The sequence below is a fragment of the Bacillus sp. AFS053548 genome (assembly GCF_002575105.1).
In the GTDB taxonomy this organism is placed as follows: Bacteria; Bacillota; Bacilli; order Bacillales; family Bacillaceae_G; genus Gottfriedia.
The window spans coordinates 202,046-217,939 of the sequence record NZ_NUHI01000026.1; the positions used below are offsets into that span (position 1 = coordinate 202,046).

Below are 15,894 nucleotides of genomic sequence, written 5' to 3' on the forward strand. Positions count from 1 at the left end.
TGACCCCCTTATGCATTTGATTCGATTTTCTCCATATAATCACTTACTAGTTTTACAACATTATGTTCAACCATCGTTTGCGTTTGCTTAATTGCACTAAAAATACCCATAGCATCAGAACTTCCATGAGCCTTAATAACAGGTGATTTTAAGCCAAATAACGCTGCTCCACCATACTCAGAGTAATCCATTTTCTTTTTAACACCTTTTAAGTTTGGTTTTAATACAGCTGCTGCAAGCTTTGATGTAAAATTAGTAAGCATCGCTTCTTTAATTAATGAAAACATTGCAAGTGCAGTACCTTCAATCGCTTTTAAAGCTACATTTCCAGTATACCCGTCTGTAACTACTACATCTGCTACTGAGTTCATTAAGTCCCTAGCTTCAACATTTCCTATAAAATTCAAATTACTTTCTTTTAGTAACTGGAAAGTTTGTTTAGCAAGTTCATTACCTTTTTTATCTTCCGTACCGACATTTAGTAATCCTACAGTCGGATTATGTATACCTCTTACTTTTTGGGCATATACAGACCCCATAATCGCATATTGAAGTAAATGAGTTGCTTTTGCATCAACATTAGCACCTACATCTAGGAAAACAAAGCCTTTTCCATCTAAAGTAGGCATTGTTGGTGAAAGTGCAGGTCGTTCTACACCTTCCATGCGACCAACAACTAATAGTCCCGCTGTCATTAATGCTCCAGTATTTCCAGCAGAAATACATGCATCAGCATTACCTTCTTTTACTTGGTTTGCCATTAAGACCATAGAGGCATTCTTTTTTCTTCTAACCGCTCTAACTGGCTCTTCAGTTCCTTCAATTACTTCATCTGTATGGATAATCGTTATATTTTTATCATTCGTTAAGAATGGTTTAATTTTTGATTCATCACCAATTAAAGTAATATGTATATCATTCAATTTTTCAACTGCAAGCATCGCACCTTCAACGATTGCTTTTGGGGCATGATCTCCACCCATTGCATCGATCGCTAATTTCATCTTGTTCACTTCCTATTCTTCAATACTTCGGTGGTACATTTCGAACAAGCCATGGAATACATGTTCTTTTTCAACATAGCCATTGATATCAACTGTAGTACGCCTCGGATCTTCTTTTTGCGGTAAAACCTTTGCCTTCGCAATTACTCGATCATTTGTTTTTACTGGTTTAATAAAAACAAAATTTGATTTAGCTGTAAGAGCTAAATCATCATGAATAACTGCAACTGCTAAAGAATTAGCCTGGGCAAATAAGTGATGACCTCGGGCAATTCCATTTCTACTAAAAGTATGCTCTTCCTTAACGTCAAATATAGAAATGGCACTTTCGTTTAAATGAATATCAATAACTTCACCGATTATTTCATCTACTGGTAGTGATTTTACATCTTCTAATTGCTGAGTGGCAACATTTTTGATGCGTTCCCTTAACTCAGGAATAGATAATTCAAGACGATCAAGACGAATAGTTTGTATGCTCACAGATAATTGATTAGCTAAATCTTCATCTGTAATAAACGGATTTTCTTTTATAATTTTTTTTAACAATTCATGACGATCTTTTTTATTTCTTCTCATATTACATACCTCAACTACTAATTTGTGACCAGGTATTAAATACAGTTTATATTAAAAATCCATGTATTACAATAGTTTTTTGACAAACTTTTAATACCTAGTACTAATCTAATTTTTCTGAATTAAATAATCCCGTTCTGTCTAAGTACATTCTTAATCCTTGATATTCATTAGCTTTCCAAAATACATCTGAATTAACTAATAATGTTGCATCATTTCGAGCAACTTCTAATGCACGATAGTCATGTACCATATCAGCCATTTTAAATTCGGGCACACCACTTTGTTGTTTTCCAAAGAAATCTCCTGGTCCTCTAAGTTCTAAATCCTTTTCACTTAGCTCAAAACCATCGTTTGTTTCTGTCATGATTGTTAATCTTTCTTTTCCTACTTCACTTTTTGGATCGCCAACTAAAATACAATAAGATTGTTCTGAACCTCGTCCAACTCGTCCTCTTAGCTGATGTAATTGTGATAGTCCAAAGCGATCTGCATCATAAATAACCATCACAGTTGCATTTGGTACATTTACACCTACTTCTACAACTGTCGTTGATACTAATATTTGAACATCATTAGCTGCAAATGCCTTCATCACGTCATCCTTCTCTGTTGATGAAAGCTTTCCATGCATCAATCCAACCTTCGCCACATTTTGATAATGAAAAGATAGAACACTATGTAAATCTAATGCATTCTGAAGGTCTAATTTCTCTGACTCCTCGATCAGTGGACAGATTAGATATGCTTGTCGTCCATTTTTAATTTCTTTACCGATAAAATCTAAAACGCGATCAAACATTTCTTGTTTAACCCAATACGTTTCTATTTTTTTACGACCAGCCGGATATTCATCAATAATCGATACATCCATTTCACCAAAAGCTGTTATTGCTAAAGTTCTTGGGATTGGAGTTGCTGTCATAAATAAAACATCAGGGAAATAACCTTTTTCTCTTAAAACTCTTCTTTGACCAACACCAAATCGATGTTGTTCATCTGTTATAACAATGCCTAATTTATTAAATTGAACCTCATCTTGAATTAATGCATGGGTACCGACTAAAATATGTACCTCACCGTTTTTTAATCGTTCTAGGATTTCACGACGCTTTTTACCTTTTACAGAACTTGTAAGAAGCTCAACATTTACTTCTGTATGTTGTAGCATTTTGGCTAAAGATTCAAAATGTTGCTCAGCTAAAATTTCTGTAGGCACCATTAATGCACCTTGATAACCATTAAGTGTACATGCATATAATGCAATGGTAGCGACAACGGTTTTTCCCGACCCAACATCACCTTGTAATAAGCGATTCATTCGATAAGGACTTTCTAAATCTGTGAATATTTCTTGTACAACTCTATTTTGAGCTGATGTCAGAGGAAATGGTAAGGATTGGATTAGTTGTTGAATTTTTTCAATGTTTAATGTTTTTGGGATGCCTTTTGATTGATTACGCTGAATTTTGCGAAGTGCTTGCATTTTTAGTTGAAAAAGAAAAAACTCTTCATAAACAAAGCTTCTTCTAGCTTGTTTTAGACTATTCGCATCAATTGGGTGGTGAAGTAATCTCATTGTTTCTGAACGATTTAAAAGTTTATATTTTTGAATTAGTTCGTTTGGCACTAAGTCATTTATTAAATGTCCATATTTTTTAAAAGACTGCTCAACAAATTTACGCATTGTTTTTATAGACATTTTCCCCTTAATTGAATAGACAGGCTCAATTTCGTGACTATTCGTACGAGACCCAAATACAAGGTCTGATAATGAAATGGTTTGTTTATGTTGATCCCACTTGCCAGAAACAGTTACATGCTCATTTAAGTTTAGCTTTGTTTTAAAATACGGTCGATTAAAACAAATAACAGTAATTAAGTATCGATCAACTAAAAGTCGAAATGTTAGTCGTGATTTATTTTTGCCAAAAAATTGAAGAAGAGGAGCGCTATGAACAATCCCCTCGACAGTCACGCGCTCTTCATGCTTCACTTCTGATAAATCCTTATTTCGAAAATCCTCATATCGATACGGTAAATATTCGATTAAGTCATTTATAGTAAAAATACCCATATCATTTAATTGTGTTTCAGTTTCCTCACCGACACCACTTAATACAGATACTTTTTGTTCAAGTTCAATACTCACTATTTTTTTAGCGAAACACCAAATATTTTTGCTTCCAATTCACGTCCTGTTGGCGTTGCCGCTAGTCCTCCTTCTGCAGTTTCTCTTAGCGCAGATGGCATTGTTTGTCCAATTCGATACATAGCATCAATTACTTCGTCACATGGAATTCGACTTGTAATACCTGCTAATGCCATATCTGCTGCTACCATTGCGTTAGCAGCACCCATTGCGTTTCGCTTAACACATGGAACTTCGACTAAACCTGCAACCGGGTCACATACTAAACCAAGCATATTTTTTAATGTAATGGCAAATGCTTCAGCACTTTGACTTGGAGTACCACCAGCCATTTCAACGATCGCAGCTGCTGCCATACCACTTGCAGAGCCTACTTCCGCTTGACAGCCCCCTGCAGCACCTGAAATTGATGCATTATTAGCTACAACAAAACCGAAAGCACCAGATGCAAATAAGAACTCAATCATTTGCATTCGAGTAGGATTTAATTTCTCTTTTACTGCAAAAAGAGTTCCAGGAACTACTCCAGCTGAACCTGCTGTAGGAGTTGCACAAATCGTACCCATTGCAGCATTTACTTCATTTGTAGCAACCGCTTTACTAACAGCATCTAAAAGTAAATGGCCTGAAAGGAAATTACCTTTTGCAATGTAATTTTGAAGTAATACAGCGTCCCCTCCTGTTAAACCTGTTGGCGAGTGAACACCTGCAAGACCTCTTTCAACTGCCTTTTCCATAACAACAAGATTTTGCTCCATTTTACCAATAATCTCTTCACGGCTTCTTCCTGTAAAAAACATCTCTTGTTGGATCATTATTTCTGAAATTTTAACATTTTTTGATTCAGCTAATTCAACTAATTCAGCAACATTTTTAAACATTTAAATTCCCCCTCTCCTTAATCAACCATTTTCGTAACGCGAATGATATGTGGTAAAGATTCAATTTCTTTAATAATTTTTTCATCTAGATCTTGGTCGACCTCAATTGCCATCAAAGCAATTTGTCCGACTTCTTTACGTGAAACTTCCATATGGCCAATATTTACAGAATATTTCATTAGGACATTTGTTACACCAGCAATCGAACCAAAACGGTCATTATGAACAACAAGGATTGCAGGATAATTACCCGAAAGTTTAAGTTCAAATCCATTCAATTCAATAATTTCAATCTTTCCACCACCGATTGAAATTCCCACTAATTCAAATGGTTGGTCATCATCGAGAATTGAAATTTTCACTGTATTTGGATGCTCCGTTACTGCATCTTCTTCAACGAAATCAATTGACATCCCTTTTGATTGTGCAATATTTAATGATTCTGGAATACGCTCATCGAACGTATCAAAATCCAATAGTCCACCAATAAGCGCAACATCTGTACCATGTCCACGATATGTTTTAGCAAATGAACCATATAATGAAATCAAAATCTTTTTTGGTTCTTTTCCATAAAGATTTCTTGCTACACGACCAATTTTAGCCGCTCCCGCTGTATGTGAACTAGAAGGGCCAATCATAATTGGACCAATTATGTCAAAAACACTTTTATATTTCATTACGTTTCCCCCAATACGTTATTGTAAAAGCGTATTATATTTAGTTTTTGTTTTGTTACAACAAATCATTTATATAAAAAGTTGGTATTATGGACAAAACAATGTCCACCTTATAGTGTAATACGAAATTCTACAGAGTTCTACGTTATTTTACATTAGTCTTTAAATAAAGTACAAAAAAAAAGAAGAAGTGATCACACTTCCTCTTTTATCTTGCTATATTTTATCTTATTCAATTGAAAAAATATATGAATATAAAGGCTGATTTCCGTTATGAACTTCAACTTCTAAATGATCAAAGCTCTCTTCGGCAAATTCAACTAATTTTGAAATTTCTTGATCTGATACATCTTGGCCATATAAGATTGTTAATATTTCAGAATCTTCATCAATCATATCTTGTAATAATTTCTTTGCTGCCTCTAATTGATTTGCGTCTGTTGTAACAATTTTACTTTCAAGGATTCCCATGAAATGATCTTTTGTTATTTCTACACCATCAATTTCAGTATCTCGAACCGCATAAGTTATTTGACCTGTTTTAACTGTCTTTAATGCATCTTGCATTCCTGATTTATTTTCATCTAATGATGCAGTAGGATTAAATGATAATAAAGCTGACATACCTTGAGGTACTGTTTTAGACGTTACAACTGCCACATTACATTCTGTAACAGATGCAGCTTGCTCAGCAGCCATCACGATATTTCCGTTGTTAGGAAGTACAATAACATTTTCTGCGTTGCATTGTTCAATCGCTTTTACAATGTCTTCTGTACTAGGATTCATTGTTTGACCGCCTTCAATTACAACAGTTGCCCCAATACTTTCAAATAATGCCTTAATCCCTGATCCCATAGCTACCGTAACGATACCAAATTCTTGTTTTTCAGTAGATGGTGTTGACTCATTTTTAGAAGGAGATTCATTTGAAACCTCTTCATGTAGTAAGTTAGTATGTTGTTCGCGCATATTTTCAGCTTTTAGTTTTAAAAAGCTTCCAAATCGTTGACCTAAATTAAATACTTCCCCAGGGTACTCAGCATGAATATGAACTTTTACAATTTCATCATCAGCAACTACTAATAAAGAATCACCCCATGCACTTAGCTCTTTACGGAAAGTGTCTATGTCAAAAGGATGTTTATTTAATTTATCTTTTTCAAATCGCACCATAAATTCAGTACAGTATCCGTAAACAATGTCTTCAGTATTTAACATACTTTGTACATTTCGATGTTCTGCTTCAACAAGTTCCTCAAGTGAAAGAGTCGCTTCAGCACCTTCTAGGGAAATTTCTTCACCTTTTAATGATGCTAAGAATCCTTCATAGACTAGTACTAAACCTTGACCTCCGCTATCGACTACACCAACTTGTTTTAACACAGGCAGTAAGTCTGGCGTACGGTTTAATGATGCATTTGCTTCAATAATTGTTTCCTCAAGAAAAGGAATAAATTCTTCATGTGTTTTTGCTATGACAACTGCTTTTTTTGCTGTTTCTCGTGCAACTGTTAAAATTGTTCCTTCAATAGGCTTCATAACAGCTTTATAAGCAGTTTCTACCCCTGCTTCTAATGCTAAAGCAAAATCAGTTGTTGAAATTGTATCCTTTGATTCAATTGATTTAGAAAAACCTCTAAATAATTGAGAAAGGATTACACCAGAATTTCCACGCGCCCCCATCAATAAGCCCTTTGCAAAGCTTTGACCAACTTTCCCTACATGACTATTTGGTTTTTCTTTTACTTCCTTTGATCCAGAAGTAATAGAAAGATTCATATTTGTTCCAGTATCACCATCTGGTACTGGGAATACATTTAATGAATCTACAAATTTTACATTTTTCGTTAAGTTATTTGCACCTTGAATCACCATATCTGCAAATAATTTACCGTCAATACGTTTTATCGACACAAATTCTCCTCCTTAATGCGTCTTTACAGGTTAGCTACTTTCACACCTTGAACAAAAATATTAACTGAGTCAACTGACAAGCCTAATGTTTGATCAAGAGTATACTTCACTTTATTTTGTACGTTATTAGCAACTTCAGAAATCTTCGTACCATAGCTTACAATTATGTACATATCGATATTAACGTCCTCACCTACTTGGCGAACAATAACACCTTTTGTAAAGTTATCTTTTTTTAGGATTTCTGTAAGACCATCCTTAATTTGTTTCTTAGAAGCCATTCCAACAATACCGTAACAATCAATGGCAGCTCCACCAGCAATTGTAGCGATCACATCTGTACCAATCTCGATTGTTCCATATTGAGTTTTCATTTCTAATGACATAATTTGGTCCCCCTTATTGGATAATCCAAGTATAGTTAGTTATACTACTTACTTATTATTGTATACCTTTTTCCAAAATAATTCTATTGACTCACTACTATTATTAGCATTTCAATAATATTCATGGTTAATTATAGAAAATACAATTTTTACTGAATTTCTTTTCAATAAGTCTGGAGGCCCCTCTTTAATAATTAGTATATCATACATTTCGATGTCAAGGTTTTTTTCTTGAACAACTTACCAATAACTGTTGCATTAAGCAGAGCGGTATGATAAATTATAGTAGTGTTTGAATGAAAATAATCATTGAAATGTTATTCCGTTTTTTGTTAGGAGGGAAATAGATGGCTCGTGTTTGTGTAATCACAGGAAGAAAGTCTCGTTCTGGTAACAGTCGCTCTCACGCTATGAATGCTTCAAAACGTACTTGGGGTGCTAACCTTCAAAAAGTTCGTATTTTAGTAAACGGTAAACCAAAGCGTGTTTACGTTTCAGCGAGAGCTTTAAAATCAGGTAAAATTGAGCGCGTTTAATTTATTAACGTACTAAAAAGCATAGCGACCCGCTATGCTTTTTTACTTTTTTTTATGATGCCTGTTGCCTCTAACAAAAAAACTCTACTCCAATTAAGCTAAGCGTCTTTTTTAAATGTACTCAGCATGGCGCGAACAAGTCCGCCAAGAAATCTAGGTAATTTAATCGTATAAAATCTCATGCTTTCCCTCCTACAAGCTTTCTAGCATTTTTAAGGAAAAGATTAATCCTATTACATTCTACTTGCGATGAGCGAAAACTATGACATGAAATTGTTAATCTTTGCTCCTTACTACTAATGCTATGCCTTCGCTAAATGAAATAGACCCTTCACTCTCTAGCAGTTCATTGCTTACACATAGTGATGATCCAATCTCCAATAAATGATTAGTTAGTGGATATTTAAAGCCCTTTAAAGTTAAATTTTCTACTTTAGCACCTAAAGAAAAAAAGGATACGTATTTAAAATGCTGCAGTTTACTAATGAAATGGGTACCTTCCTGAATGACATATATTACGTTATATTCATCCACGATTTTTATTGGAACACCAGAATTCATAAATTTTATTAATAATGACATACTGCCAAATTCATGATCTAAACGTTTTCCGGTTACACAATGGATAAAAATTTTTTTTGGTTTTTGTTTAATTGCCCATTGAATAGCAAGTTCTAAATCTGTTTCATCTTTTTCAGGGGGATAAATAAAAACATTTGGGACAAGCCTTTTTATCTTTTCTAAATTCTCATCGCTTAAAGAATCAAAATCACCGAATATTGCCTCTGGAATTAATCCTTCTTCAATTAAGTAATGAGCTCCATTATCTACGCCAATCAGTAACTGATTTTCGTCTTTCTGAGTAATTTCAGTAATTGTATTCGATTTCGGTCCTGCACCTACAATATGTATAATCAACTTTTTTTCCACCTTTAAAAAAATGCAATCGAATGTCGATTGCATTTTTTGTTTCATAATTAGATTTTCAATGCAATTTTAGATGATCACATTATCCTCTAATTTTCTCTATAGCTTCTTTTCTGTCTTCCTTATTATAAACTGCTGAACCGGCTACTAATACGGTAGCACCTGCTTCTATACAAATTTTAGCCGTATGCTCGTCAACGCCACCATCTATTTCGATTTCAACTGATAAATTGCGTTCTTTAATCAAATTAGCAACTTGTTTAATTTTAGGAACAACTGAATGAATGAATTTCTGTCCGCCAAAGCCAGGATTTACTGTCATTAAAAGGACCATGTCGACATCATCAATAATCTGTTCAATTGTTGAAACTGGAGTAGCTGGATTAAGAACTACACCTGCTTTAATACCAAATGATTTAATTGTTTGGATCGTGCGGTGCAAATGTGTACAAGCTTCAACATGAACCGTAATAATGTCCGCTCCAGCTTTTACAAATTGTTCTATGTATTGATCAGGTTTTTCAATCATTAAATGTACATCAAGTGGAAGCTTCGTCACTGGTCTAATTGCTTCTACAATTAGTGGTCCAATTGTAATATTTGGTACAAAATGACCATCCATTACATCGACGTGAATATAATCTGCTCCTCCACGTTCTACATCTAAAATTTCTTCTCCAAGTTTAGCAAAATTCGCTGAAAGGATTGATGGTGCAATTTTAACCATGATTAATACCTCGGCTTTCTATCTCTTATTTCTTCTATGAATGATACATAGTGATCATATCGTTTAGGAGAAATTTCCCCACTTTCAACCGCAGCTTTTACAGCACACTTTGGTTCTTTTAAGTGGGTACAACCTCTAAATTTACATTCTTGACTTTTTTCTCTCATTTCTACAAAACAATACGATAAATCTTCAGATTCGATTCCCATAAATTCCAATGAACTAAAACCAGGAGTATCTGCAACCAGCCCCTGTCCAATTTTTATTAATTCAACATGTCTAGTTGTATGTTTTCCTCGACCTAAATGAGAGGAAATAATTCCCGTTTTTAAATCTAGCTCTGGATTAATTGCATTTAGTAAAGTTGACTTACCAACGCCAGATTGTCCTGCAAATACAGATATTTTATTTGACATATGTGGAAGTACTTTTTCTAATCCTTCCTCAGTTTTTGAAGAAGTTAAACATACTTCATATCCAATTTGGCGATAATAAGAAACGTATTCATACACTAATTTTAATTGTGCTTCTGGACACAAATCAATCTTTGTAATTACAATTAAAGGTTTAATTTCATTAAACTCAATTAATACTAGGAATCGATCTAATAATATTGGAGAAAAATCGGGCTCTACTGCTGAAAAAACTAAAATTGCTTGATCAACATTTGCAATGGGAGGTCGAACAAGTTCATTCTTTCGCTTTTTAATTTCAAGTAGATAACCTTCTCCACTTTTTTCGATATGATATTCTACTTCATCTCCAACTAGAGGTGTTATTTTCTTATTACGAAAATTTCCTCTACCACGACAAGTAACAACTGTCTCATCTGTTTCGACATAATAGAATCCACTCAATGCTTTTATGATTTTGCCTTCTGGCATATACTCACTCCTACAGCTCTTTAATTCGATGGATAAGGTACATCTCTTTCTGCAATAACTTGACCATCTTTAACAATTTTATAGGAAGCAGTTTGTCCAGGATCAATTGTCACTTCTACTGGTATAGTAGTTGTTTCGGTGATCGATTTTGAAATTGCAGGATTTTCACCATTATTATTTTTATCTCTAATATATACCTCAATTAGCTGAGGTGCACTAGGATTGGTTGGGGTATATGGTACTTGTATATTGATTGTTACTTTTTTCGTCTTTTCTTTTTGTTTTCCAGAAGAAATAACGACATTTAATGTATCCCCTTCTTTTACTGCAACGTTAGCAGATGGAGATTGAGAAATAACACGATTTTCAGCAACTGTTCCAGAATCTTCTTTCGTTACGTTAAGCTTTAGGTTATTGTCACCTGCATAGGTTTCAACATCTTTTCTAGACCATCCTTTTAGGTCACGAAGAGTGATCGTAGATGCCCCTTTACTAATCCATACATTTAAATCCGTTTCTGATGGAACGACTTCAGCCCCAACGTTCGGAGATTGGTCGATTATTTCACCTTCTGGTTCATCACTTTCGATAAAATGCGTTGTAACAGAGCGATAATCGTCTTGTAATCGAGATTTTATCGTGTTGTATTGGAACCCTTTAAGGTCTTCCATCTCGTTACTTTTTTTACCTTTTGATTTATAAATCGTTATCGATGAATTTTCTTTAACAGTTTCCCCAATATTAGGAGAAGTTTTAACTACTTTTCCTTCATCAACTTCATCATCAAAAATTTCTTTAGGATCGCTTATTTTTAACCCTTTTGAAGCAAGCAACGTAACCGCACTTTCGTATGTCATATCCTTAACATCTGGAATTTCTACGTCTTCAGGCAAAAATAATGCAGGTATCAATGTTATCGCTAATAAACCACCAATTAAAAGTGCAATAAATGTACCTATAATAAACTTTGCAAAAGAATTTTTCTTCTTCCGTTTTAATTTATCAGGTTCATTTTTGATAGGTTCTTTTTTGACAGTTTCTTTTTTGTTAGGTTCTTTTTCTTTATTTGCTTTTTTCTTTGTTGGTACGACAACAGTATCATCATTAGTTGATACAGGAATATCCTTTATGATCGGAATTATCTTCGTTTCATCATCATTTGTAGGAATCACAAAAGGTTTTTCATTCAAACGATCACTATCTAAAGCAGTTTGTAAATCTAGCTTCATCTCATCTGCAGTATCATATCGATAAAAGATATCTTTAGCAGTAGCTTTTAAAACGATATTTTCAAGGCTTTGTGGTATTTCTGGATTAAATTTTGTTGGTGGTGGAACTTCGCTTTGCAAATGTTTTAATGCAATCGCTACTGCACTCTCACCAGAAAATGGTAGTTTTCCAGTTAAAAGCTCAAACATTACAATTCCTAAAGAATAAATATCTGACTTTTTATTCGCAACTCCACCTCTTGCTTGTTCAGGTGAAAGGTAATGAACAGAACCAAGTACTGAATTTGTTTGTGTAATTGTTGCAGCTGTCGAAGCTGTTGCAATACCAAAATCAGTAATTTTTACATTTCCTTCTTTATTGATTAAAATATTTTGCGGTTTTACATCTCTATGAACGATTTGAAAATGATGCGCATGAGCTAATCCTGAGGCTAATTGTTCCATAATCCTCAATACTTCTTTTGGCTTTATAGGTGTATGATGCTGAATATACTCCTTTAAAGTCTCACCTTCAACATATTCCATGACGATGTACTGCAATCCATCTTCTTCCCCAACGTCATATGAGCTTACGATATTCGGATGAGATAGCGAAGTAACTGAATATGCTTCACGTTGAAATCTTCTTAAGAAGTCAGGGTCGTTTGAAAAATCAGCTTTTAACATTTTTACTGCTACATCTCGATCTAAAATCATATCACGGGCTAAATAAACGTTTGCCATACCGCCAACACCAATTAATTTTAAGATCTTATATCGGTCGTTTAGGCGTCTACCAATCATCACGCTCATCATCACCCTTTCTCTATATTTCTAGGCTCAAACTTAATAATGGCAAGCGTGATGTTATCTTCTCCACCAAGATCATTTGCGATTGAAATCAACTGGTTACCGAGAAGATCGATTGGTAGATTTTCATTTAATTTTTCATTAAATAGTTCATTTGATATTTTATTCGATAAACCATCTGAACATAAAATGATTAAATCATCTTCTTCCCAAGTTAAAGTTTTAATATCAACATCAACTGTTTCCTCAGTACCAAGTGCTCGCGTTATAACATTTTTACGAGGATGAATTTCTGCATCCTCCATAGAAATTTGCCCAAATTTAACAAGTTCAGCGACAAAAGTATGATCTTCTGTTATTTGCTTAAACCCTTCATCATTTCTCAAATAACTTCTACTATCACCTATATGTGCAATCGTAAAAAATAAAGGAGTACAAATAATCGCTTCAAGGGTTGTCCCCATACCCTTGCACTCTTCATTTTGCTCAGAATGAACTAATAAGTTTGTATTTAATTGTGCTACAATATTTTTTAGCCATGATTCGGCTTCTACCGGTGTTTCAAAATTACTAGTATTTTTCCACTCTGCTTCAAGGAAATTGATCGCCATCATACTTGCAACCTCACCAGCTAAATGGCCACCCATACCGTCAGCAACTACAGCTAATACGATTCCTGAATCGTTCGTAAATATACCTACGCTATCTTCATTATGCTCTCGAACTTTCCCCGTATCAGTTTGAAAAAAAGTTTGCATTGTTTCACCTCGTCTCCTCTTTACGCTCCTTTGCACGCAACTGTCCACAAGCTGCATCTATATCATGACCTTGTTCACGACGAATTGTAACATTAACACCATTATTTTTAAGTACTTTTTCAAATTCAAAAATTTGTTCCTTAGGTGTTCTTACGTAATCTCTTTCAGGTACATAGTTAACTGGAATTAAATTAACATGACATTTAACTCCTTTAAGTAACTTAGAAAGTTCTTCAGCATGCTCAACTTGGTCATTTTCACCACCGAATAAACCATATTCAAACGTTACACGTCTACCTGTTTTTTCAACATAGTAACGAACAGCGTCCATTAAATCCGGTAATTTGTATGCACGATTAATTGGCATTAATTTAGAACGCAACTCACTGTTAGGAGCATGTAATGAAATCGCGAAATTAATTTGAAGTCCCTCATCGGCAAAGTTATAGATTTTTGGAATGATTCCACTTGTTGATACTGTAATATGTCTTGCACCAATGTTAAGACCTTTTTCAGAATTAACAATTCTTAAGAAATCCATTAAACCATTATAGTTATCAAATGGTTCGCCTATACCCATAACTACGATTGAGCTAACTCTTTCTTCAACTTCATCAATAGCACGTTGTACTTCTAATACTTGTGCAACGATTTCACCTGCTTCAAGATTTCGTTTTAAACCACCAAGAGTCGATGCACAAAAAGTACATCCAATTCGACAACCTACTTGTGTCGTTACACATACAGAATTGCCATAATTATGTCTCATTAAAACAGTTTCAATCGAATATCCATCATGTAATTCAAATAAAAATTTCATCGTACCATCTGAAGAGGTTTGTTTAACCAATGTTTTTAATGTCGTTATTGTAAAATTCTCTTCAAGTAACATACGTAGCTCTTTTGGAATATTTTGCATTTCTTCAAAGCTTTCAACTCGTTGAACGTATAGCCAATTATAAATTTGCTTTGCACGGAAAGCCTGCTGCTTTTGCGCCTTTAACCAATCCTCTATATCACTCACTTTTAACGAGTAAATTGAGGGTTTATGAGTTTTTTCTATTTTGACTGAATTTGTAGTATTTTCTAATTTCAACGTTACACCTTCTTCCTTAATCTTGCAATAAAAAATCCATCCGTTCCAAAATAATGTGGTAGTAGCTGTACATACCCTTTTTGAACCAATTTATTTTCATTTAATTTTTCCGGAACATGATCAATTAATGAATGATCTAATTCATAATCATGATGCTCATCTAAAAAAGCTTCGACCACATCAATATTTTCTTCATGTCCAACTGTACAAGTGCTATATACTAAAGTTCCACCTGGCTTAACTAACTTTGAAGCTTCGTCTAAAATAGACTTCTGAACTCTTTGTAAATTCGTTACATCAGTAGCATTCTTTTTTAATAAAATATCTGGTTTACGACGAATAACCCCTAAACCAGAACACGGAGCATCTACTAATACTTTGTCAAATAATCTTCCTTCAAACTCTTCAGGTGCTTTTCTTGCATCTAGAGCTTTTGTTTCTATATTATCTAACCCTAAACGATTAGCTTGTTCTTTTATTAACTTTACTTTATGCTTGTGTAAATCTAATGAAGTAACTGATCCAGTACCGCCTAACAACTCAGCAATATGTGTTGATTTCCCTCCAGGTGCTGCACATGTGTCTAATATATCTTCACCTTTTTCAACTCCAAGTGCTTGTGCAACTAACATCGAGCTTTCATCTTGAATTGAAAGGAAACCTTCTTTAAATGCATTCGTATGAGCAACATTTCCTTTTTGGATTTCTATTGCAAATGGAGACAGTTTTCCTTCCTTAACCTGGACTCCTTCATCTTCAAGCATTTTAAGTACTTCTTTTCTTGTTGCTTTCATTGTATTGACTCTTGCAGTTTGAAACGGTGGAAGTATGTTCTCTTCACAAACTTTTCTCGTTTCTTCTTCTCCGAATTCTTTTACCCATTGTTCAATTAACCACTTTGGATGATTCGTTTCAATTGAAAGCTTTTCGATCGGGTCCTTTATTTCATCGATTGATCGTAAACCATTTCTTTGAATATTTCTTAATACCCCATTTACTAAAGAAGCAATTCCTTTATGTCCGCGCTTTTTAGCAATATTAACAGCCTCATTTAAAACTGCGTGAGGAGGTACACGATCTAAAAAATGCAATTGATATAATGAAAGTTTTATTAATATATAAACCCATTCTTCTAATTTCTTCTGATTTTTAATGAATGGTTCTAAATAAAAATCCAATAATTGATCTCTTTGGATTGTTCCATAGATTAATTCTGTTAATAGTCCCGAATCAGCCGAAGATAAATCATTCTTTTGAATATAGTTATTTACTAACAAATTACTATATGATTGATTTTTATAAACTGAAAGAAGAGCCTCCAAGGCAATCTCTCGTACATTTTTACTCAT

16 protein-coding genes are annotated in these 15,894 nt (G+C 34.1%); 1 reads left to right on the plus strand and 15 read right to left on the minus strand.

What is annotated here, in order from left to right; genetic code table 11:
- Nucleotides 1–8: 8 nt before the first annotated feature.
- The 7 genes from plsX to CN946_RS14435 all read right to left on the minus strand — a co-directional run bounded on the left by plsX (nt 9) and on the right by CN946_RS14435 (nt 7,599).
- The gene (gene plsX, locus CN946_RS14405) at nt 9–1,004 is read right to left on the minus strand and encodes a phosphate acyltransferase PlsX (protein ID WP_098861810.1); all 996 of its coding nucleotides are present in this window, start codon (nt 1,002–1,004) and stop codon (nt 9–11) included.
- A 12-nt stretch (nt 1,005–1,016) separates the two neighbouring features.
- Nucleotides 1,017–1,583, minus strand: a complete 567-nt coding sequence (fapR, locus tag CN946_RS14410) for a transcription factor FapR (protein WP_098426997.1) — start codon at nt 1,581–1,583, stop codon at nt 1,017–1,019.
- A 103-nt stretch (nt 1,584–1,686) separates the two neighbouring features.
- Nucleotides 1,687–3,735 (minus strand): ATP-dependent DNA helicase RecG, encoded by a 2,049-nt coding sequence (recG, locus tag CN946_RS14415; protein WP_098861811.1) that lies wholly within the window; start codon nt 3,733–3,735, stop codon nt 1,687–1,689.
- Nucleotides 3,735–4,616, minus strand: a complete 882-nt coding sequence (gene sdaAA / locus CN946_RS14420) for an L-serine ammonia-lyase, iron-sulfur-dependent, subunit alpha (protein ID WP_098426999.1) — start codon at nt 4,614–4,616, stop codon at nt 3,735–3,737. The genes recG and sdaAA overlap by 1 nt, the downstream gene beginning before the upstream one ends.
- A gap of 17 nt (nt 4,617–4,633) precedes the next feature.
- A complete protein-coding gene (gene sdaAB / locus CN946_RS14425) occupies nt 4,634–5,296 on the minus strand; it encodes an L-serine ammonia-lyase, iron-sulfur-dependent subunit beta (RefSeq protein ID WP_098861812.1) in 663 nt (220 codons plus the stop codon).
- A 228-nt stretch (nt 5,297–5,524) separates the two neighbouring features.
- Entirely contained in the window at nt 5,525–7,213 is a 1,689-nt protein-coding gene (locus tag CN946_RS14430; protein ID WP_098861813.1) for a DAK2 domain-containing protein, read from the minus strand.
- Nucleotides 7,214–7,236: 23 nt separating this feature from the next.
- A complete protein-coding gene (locus CN946_RS14435) occupies nt 7,237–7,599 on the minus strand; it encodes an Asp23/Gls24 family envelope stress response protein (RefSeq protein ID WP_088012978.1) in 363 nt (120 codons plus the stop codon).
- A gap of 347 nt (nt 7,600–7,946) precedes the next feature.
- Between CN946_RS14435 and rpmB the strand changes: the two genes are divergently transcribed.
- Nucleotides 7,947–8,135, plus strand: a complete 189-nt coding sequence (gene rpmB / locus CN946_RS14440) for a 50S ribosomal protein L28 (protein WP_025568947.1) — start codon at nt 7,947–7,949, stop codon at nt 8,133–8,135.
- Nucleotides 8,136–8,233: 98 nt separating this feature from the next.
- Here rpmB and spoVM read toward each other — a convergent pair whose 3' ends face one another.
- From spoVM to rsmB, 8 genes are all read right to left on the minus strand, one after another.
- Nucleotides 8,234–8,317, minus strand: coding sequence for a stage V sporulation protein SpoVM (gene spoVM, locus CN946_RS14445; RefSeq protein ID WP_049813551.1), 84 nt, complete (start codon nt 8,315–8,317; stop codon nt 8,234–8,236).
- Nucleotides 8,318–8,411: 94 nt separating this feature from the next.
- Entirely contained in the window at nt 8,412–9,053 is a 642-nt protein-coding gene (locus tag CN946_RS14450; protein WP_176547328.1) for a thiamine diphosphokinase, read from the minus strand.
- Nucleotides 9,054–9,144: 91 nt separating this feature from the next.
- Nucleotides 9,145–9,789 (minus strand): ribulose-phosphate 3-epimerase, encoded by a 645-nt coding sequence (gene rpe, locus CN946_RS14455; protein WP_098861815.1) that lies wholly within the window; start codon nt 9,787–9,789, stop codon nt 9,145–9,147.
- A gap of 2 nt (nt 9,790–9,791) precedes the next feature.
- A complete protein-coding gene (gene rsgA, locus CN946_RS14460; RefSeq protein WP_098861816.1) occupies nt 9,792–10,673 on the minus strand; it encodes a ribosome small subunit-dependent GTPase A in 882 nt (293 codons plus the stop codon).
- A 20-nt stretch (nt 10,674–10,693) separates the two neighbouring features.
- Nucleotides 10,694–12,688, minus strand: a complete 1,995-nt coding sequence (gene pknB, locus CN946_RS14465) for a Stk1 family PASTA domain-containing Ser/Thr kinase (protein WP_098862057.1) — start codon at nt 12,686–12,688, stop codon at nt 10,694–10,696.
- Between the two features lie 8 nt (nt 12,689–12,696).
- Nucleotides 12,697–13,449, minus strand: coding sequence for a Stp1/IreP family PP2C-type Ser/Thr phosphatase (locus CN946_RS14470; RefSeq protein ID WP_098861817.1), 753 nt, complete (start codon nt 13,447–13,449; stop codon nt 12,697–12,699).
- Between the two features lie 4 nt (nt 13,450–13,453).
- Entirely contained in the window at nt 13,454–14,545 is a 1,092-nt protein-coding gene (rlmN, locus tag CN946_RS14475; RefSeq protein WP_176547329.1) for a dual-specificity RNA methyltransferase RlmN, read from the minus strand.
- Between the two features lie 2 nt (nt 14,546–14,547).
- The gene (rsmB, locus tag CN946_RS14480; RefSeq protein ID WP_098861818.1) at nt 14,548–15,894 is read right to left on the minus strand and encodes a 16S rRNA (cytosine(967)-C(5))-methyltransferase RsmB; all 1,347 of its coding nucleotides are present in this window, start codon (nt 15,892–15,894) and stop codon (nt 14,548–14,550) included.

Excerpts from the sequence above, each read along its gene's own strand:
- plsX (WP_098861810.1), bottom strand. The coding sequence starts at position 1,004 with ATGAAATTAGCGATCGATGCAATGGGTGGAGATCATGCCCCAAAAGCA.
- fapR (WP_098426997.1), bottom strand. The coding sequence starts at position 1,583 with ATGAGAAGAAATAAAAAAGATCGTCATGAATTGTTAAAAAAAATTATA.
- sdaAA (WP_098426999.1), bottom strand. The coding sequence starts at position 4,616 with ATGTTTAAAAATGTTGCTGAATTAGTTGAATTAGCTGAATCAAAAAAT.
- sdaAB (WP_098861812.1), bottom strand. The coding sequence starts at position 5,296 with ATGAAATATAAAAGTGTTTTTGACATAATTGGTCCAATTATGATTGGC.
- CN946_RS14435 (WP_088012978.1), bottom strand. The coding sequence starts at position 7,599 with ATGTCATTAGAAATGAAAACTCAATATGGAACAATCGAGATTGGTACA.
- rpmB (WP_025568947.1), top strand. The coding sequence starts at position 7,947 with ATGGCTCGTGTTTGTGTAATCACAGGAAGAAAGTCTCGTTCTGGTAAC.
- spoVM (WP_049813551.1), bottom strand. The coding sequence starts at position 8,317 with ATGAGATTTTATACGATTAAATTACCTAGATTTCTTGGCGGACTTGTT.
- rpe (WP_098861815.1), bottom strand. The coding sequence starts at position 9,789 with ATGGTTAAAATTGCACCATCAATCCTTTCAGCGAATTTTGCTAAACTT.
- rsgA (WP_098861816.1), bottom strand. The coding sequence starts at position 10,673 with ATGCCAGAAGGCAAAATCATAAAAGCATTGAGTGGATTCTATTATGTC.
- CN946_RS14470 (WP_098861817.1), bottom strand. The coding sequence starts at position 13,449 with ATGCAAACTTTTTTTCAAACTGATACGGGGAAAGTTCGAGAGCATAAT.
- rsmB (WP_098861818.1), bottom strand. The coding sequence starts at position 15,894 with ATGAGTAAAAATGTACGAGAGATTGCCTTGGAGGCTCTTCTTTCAGTT.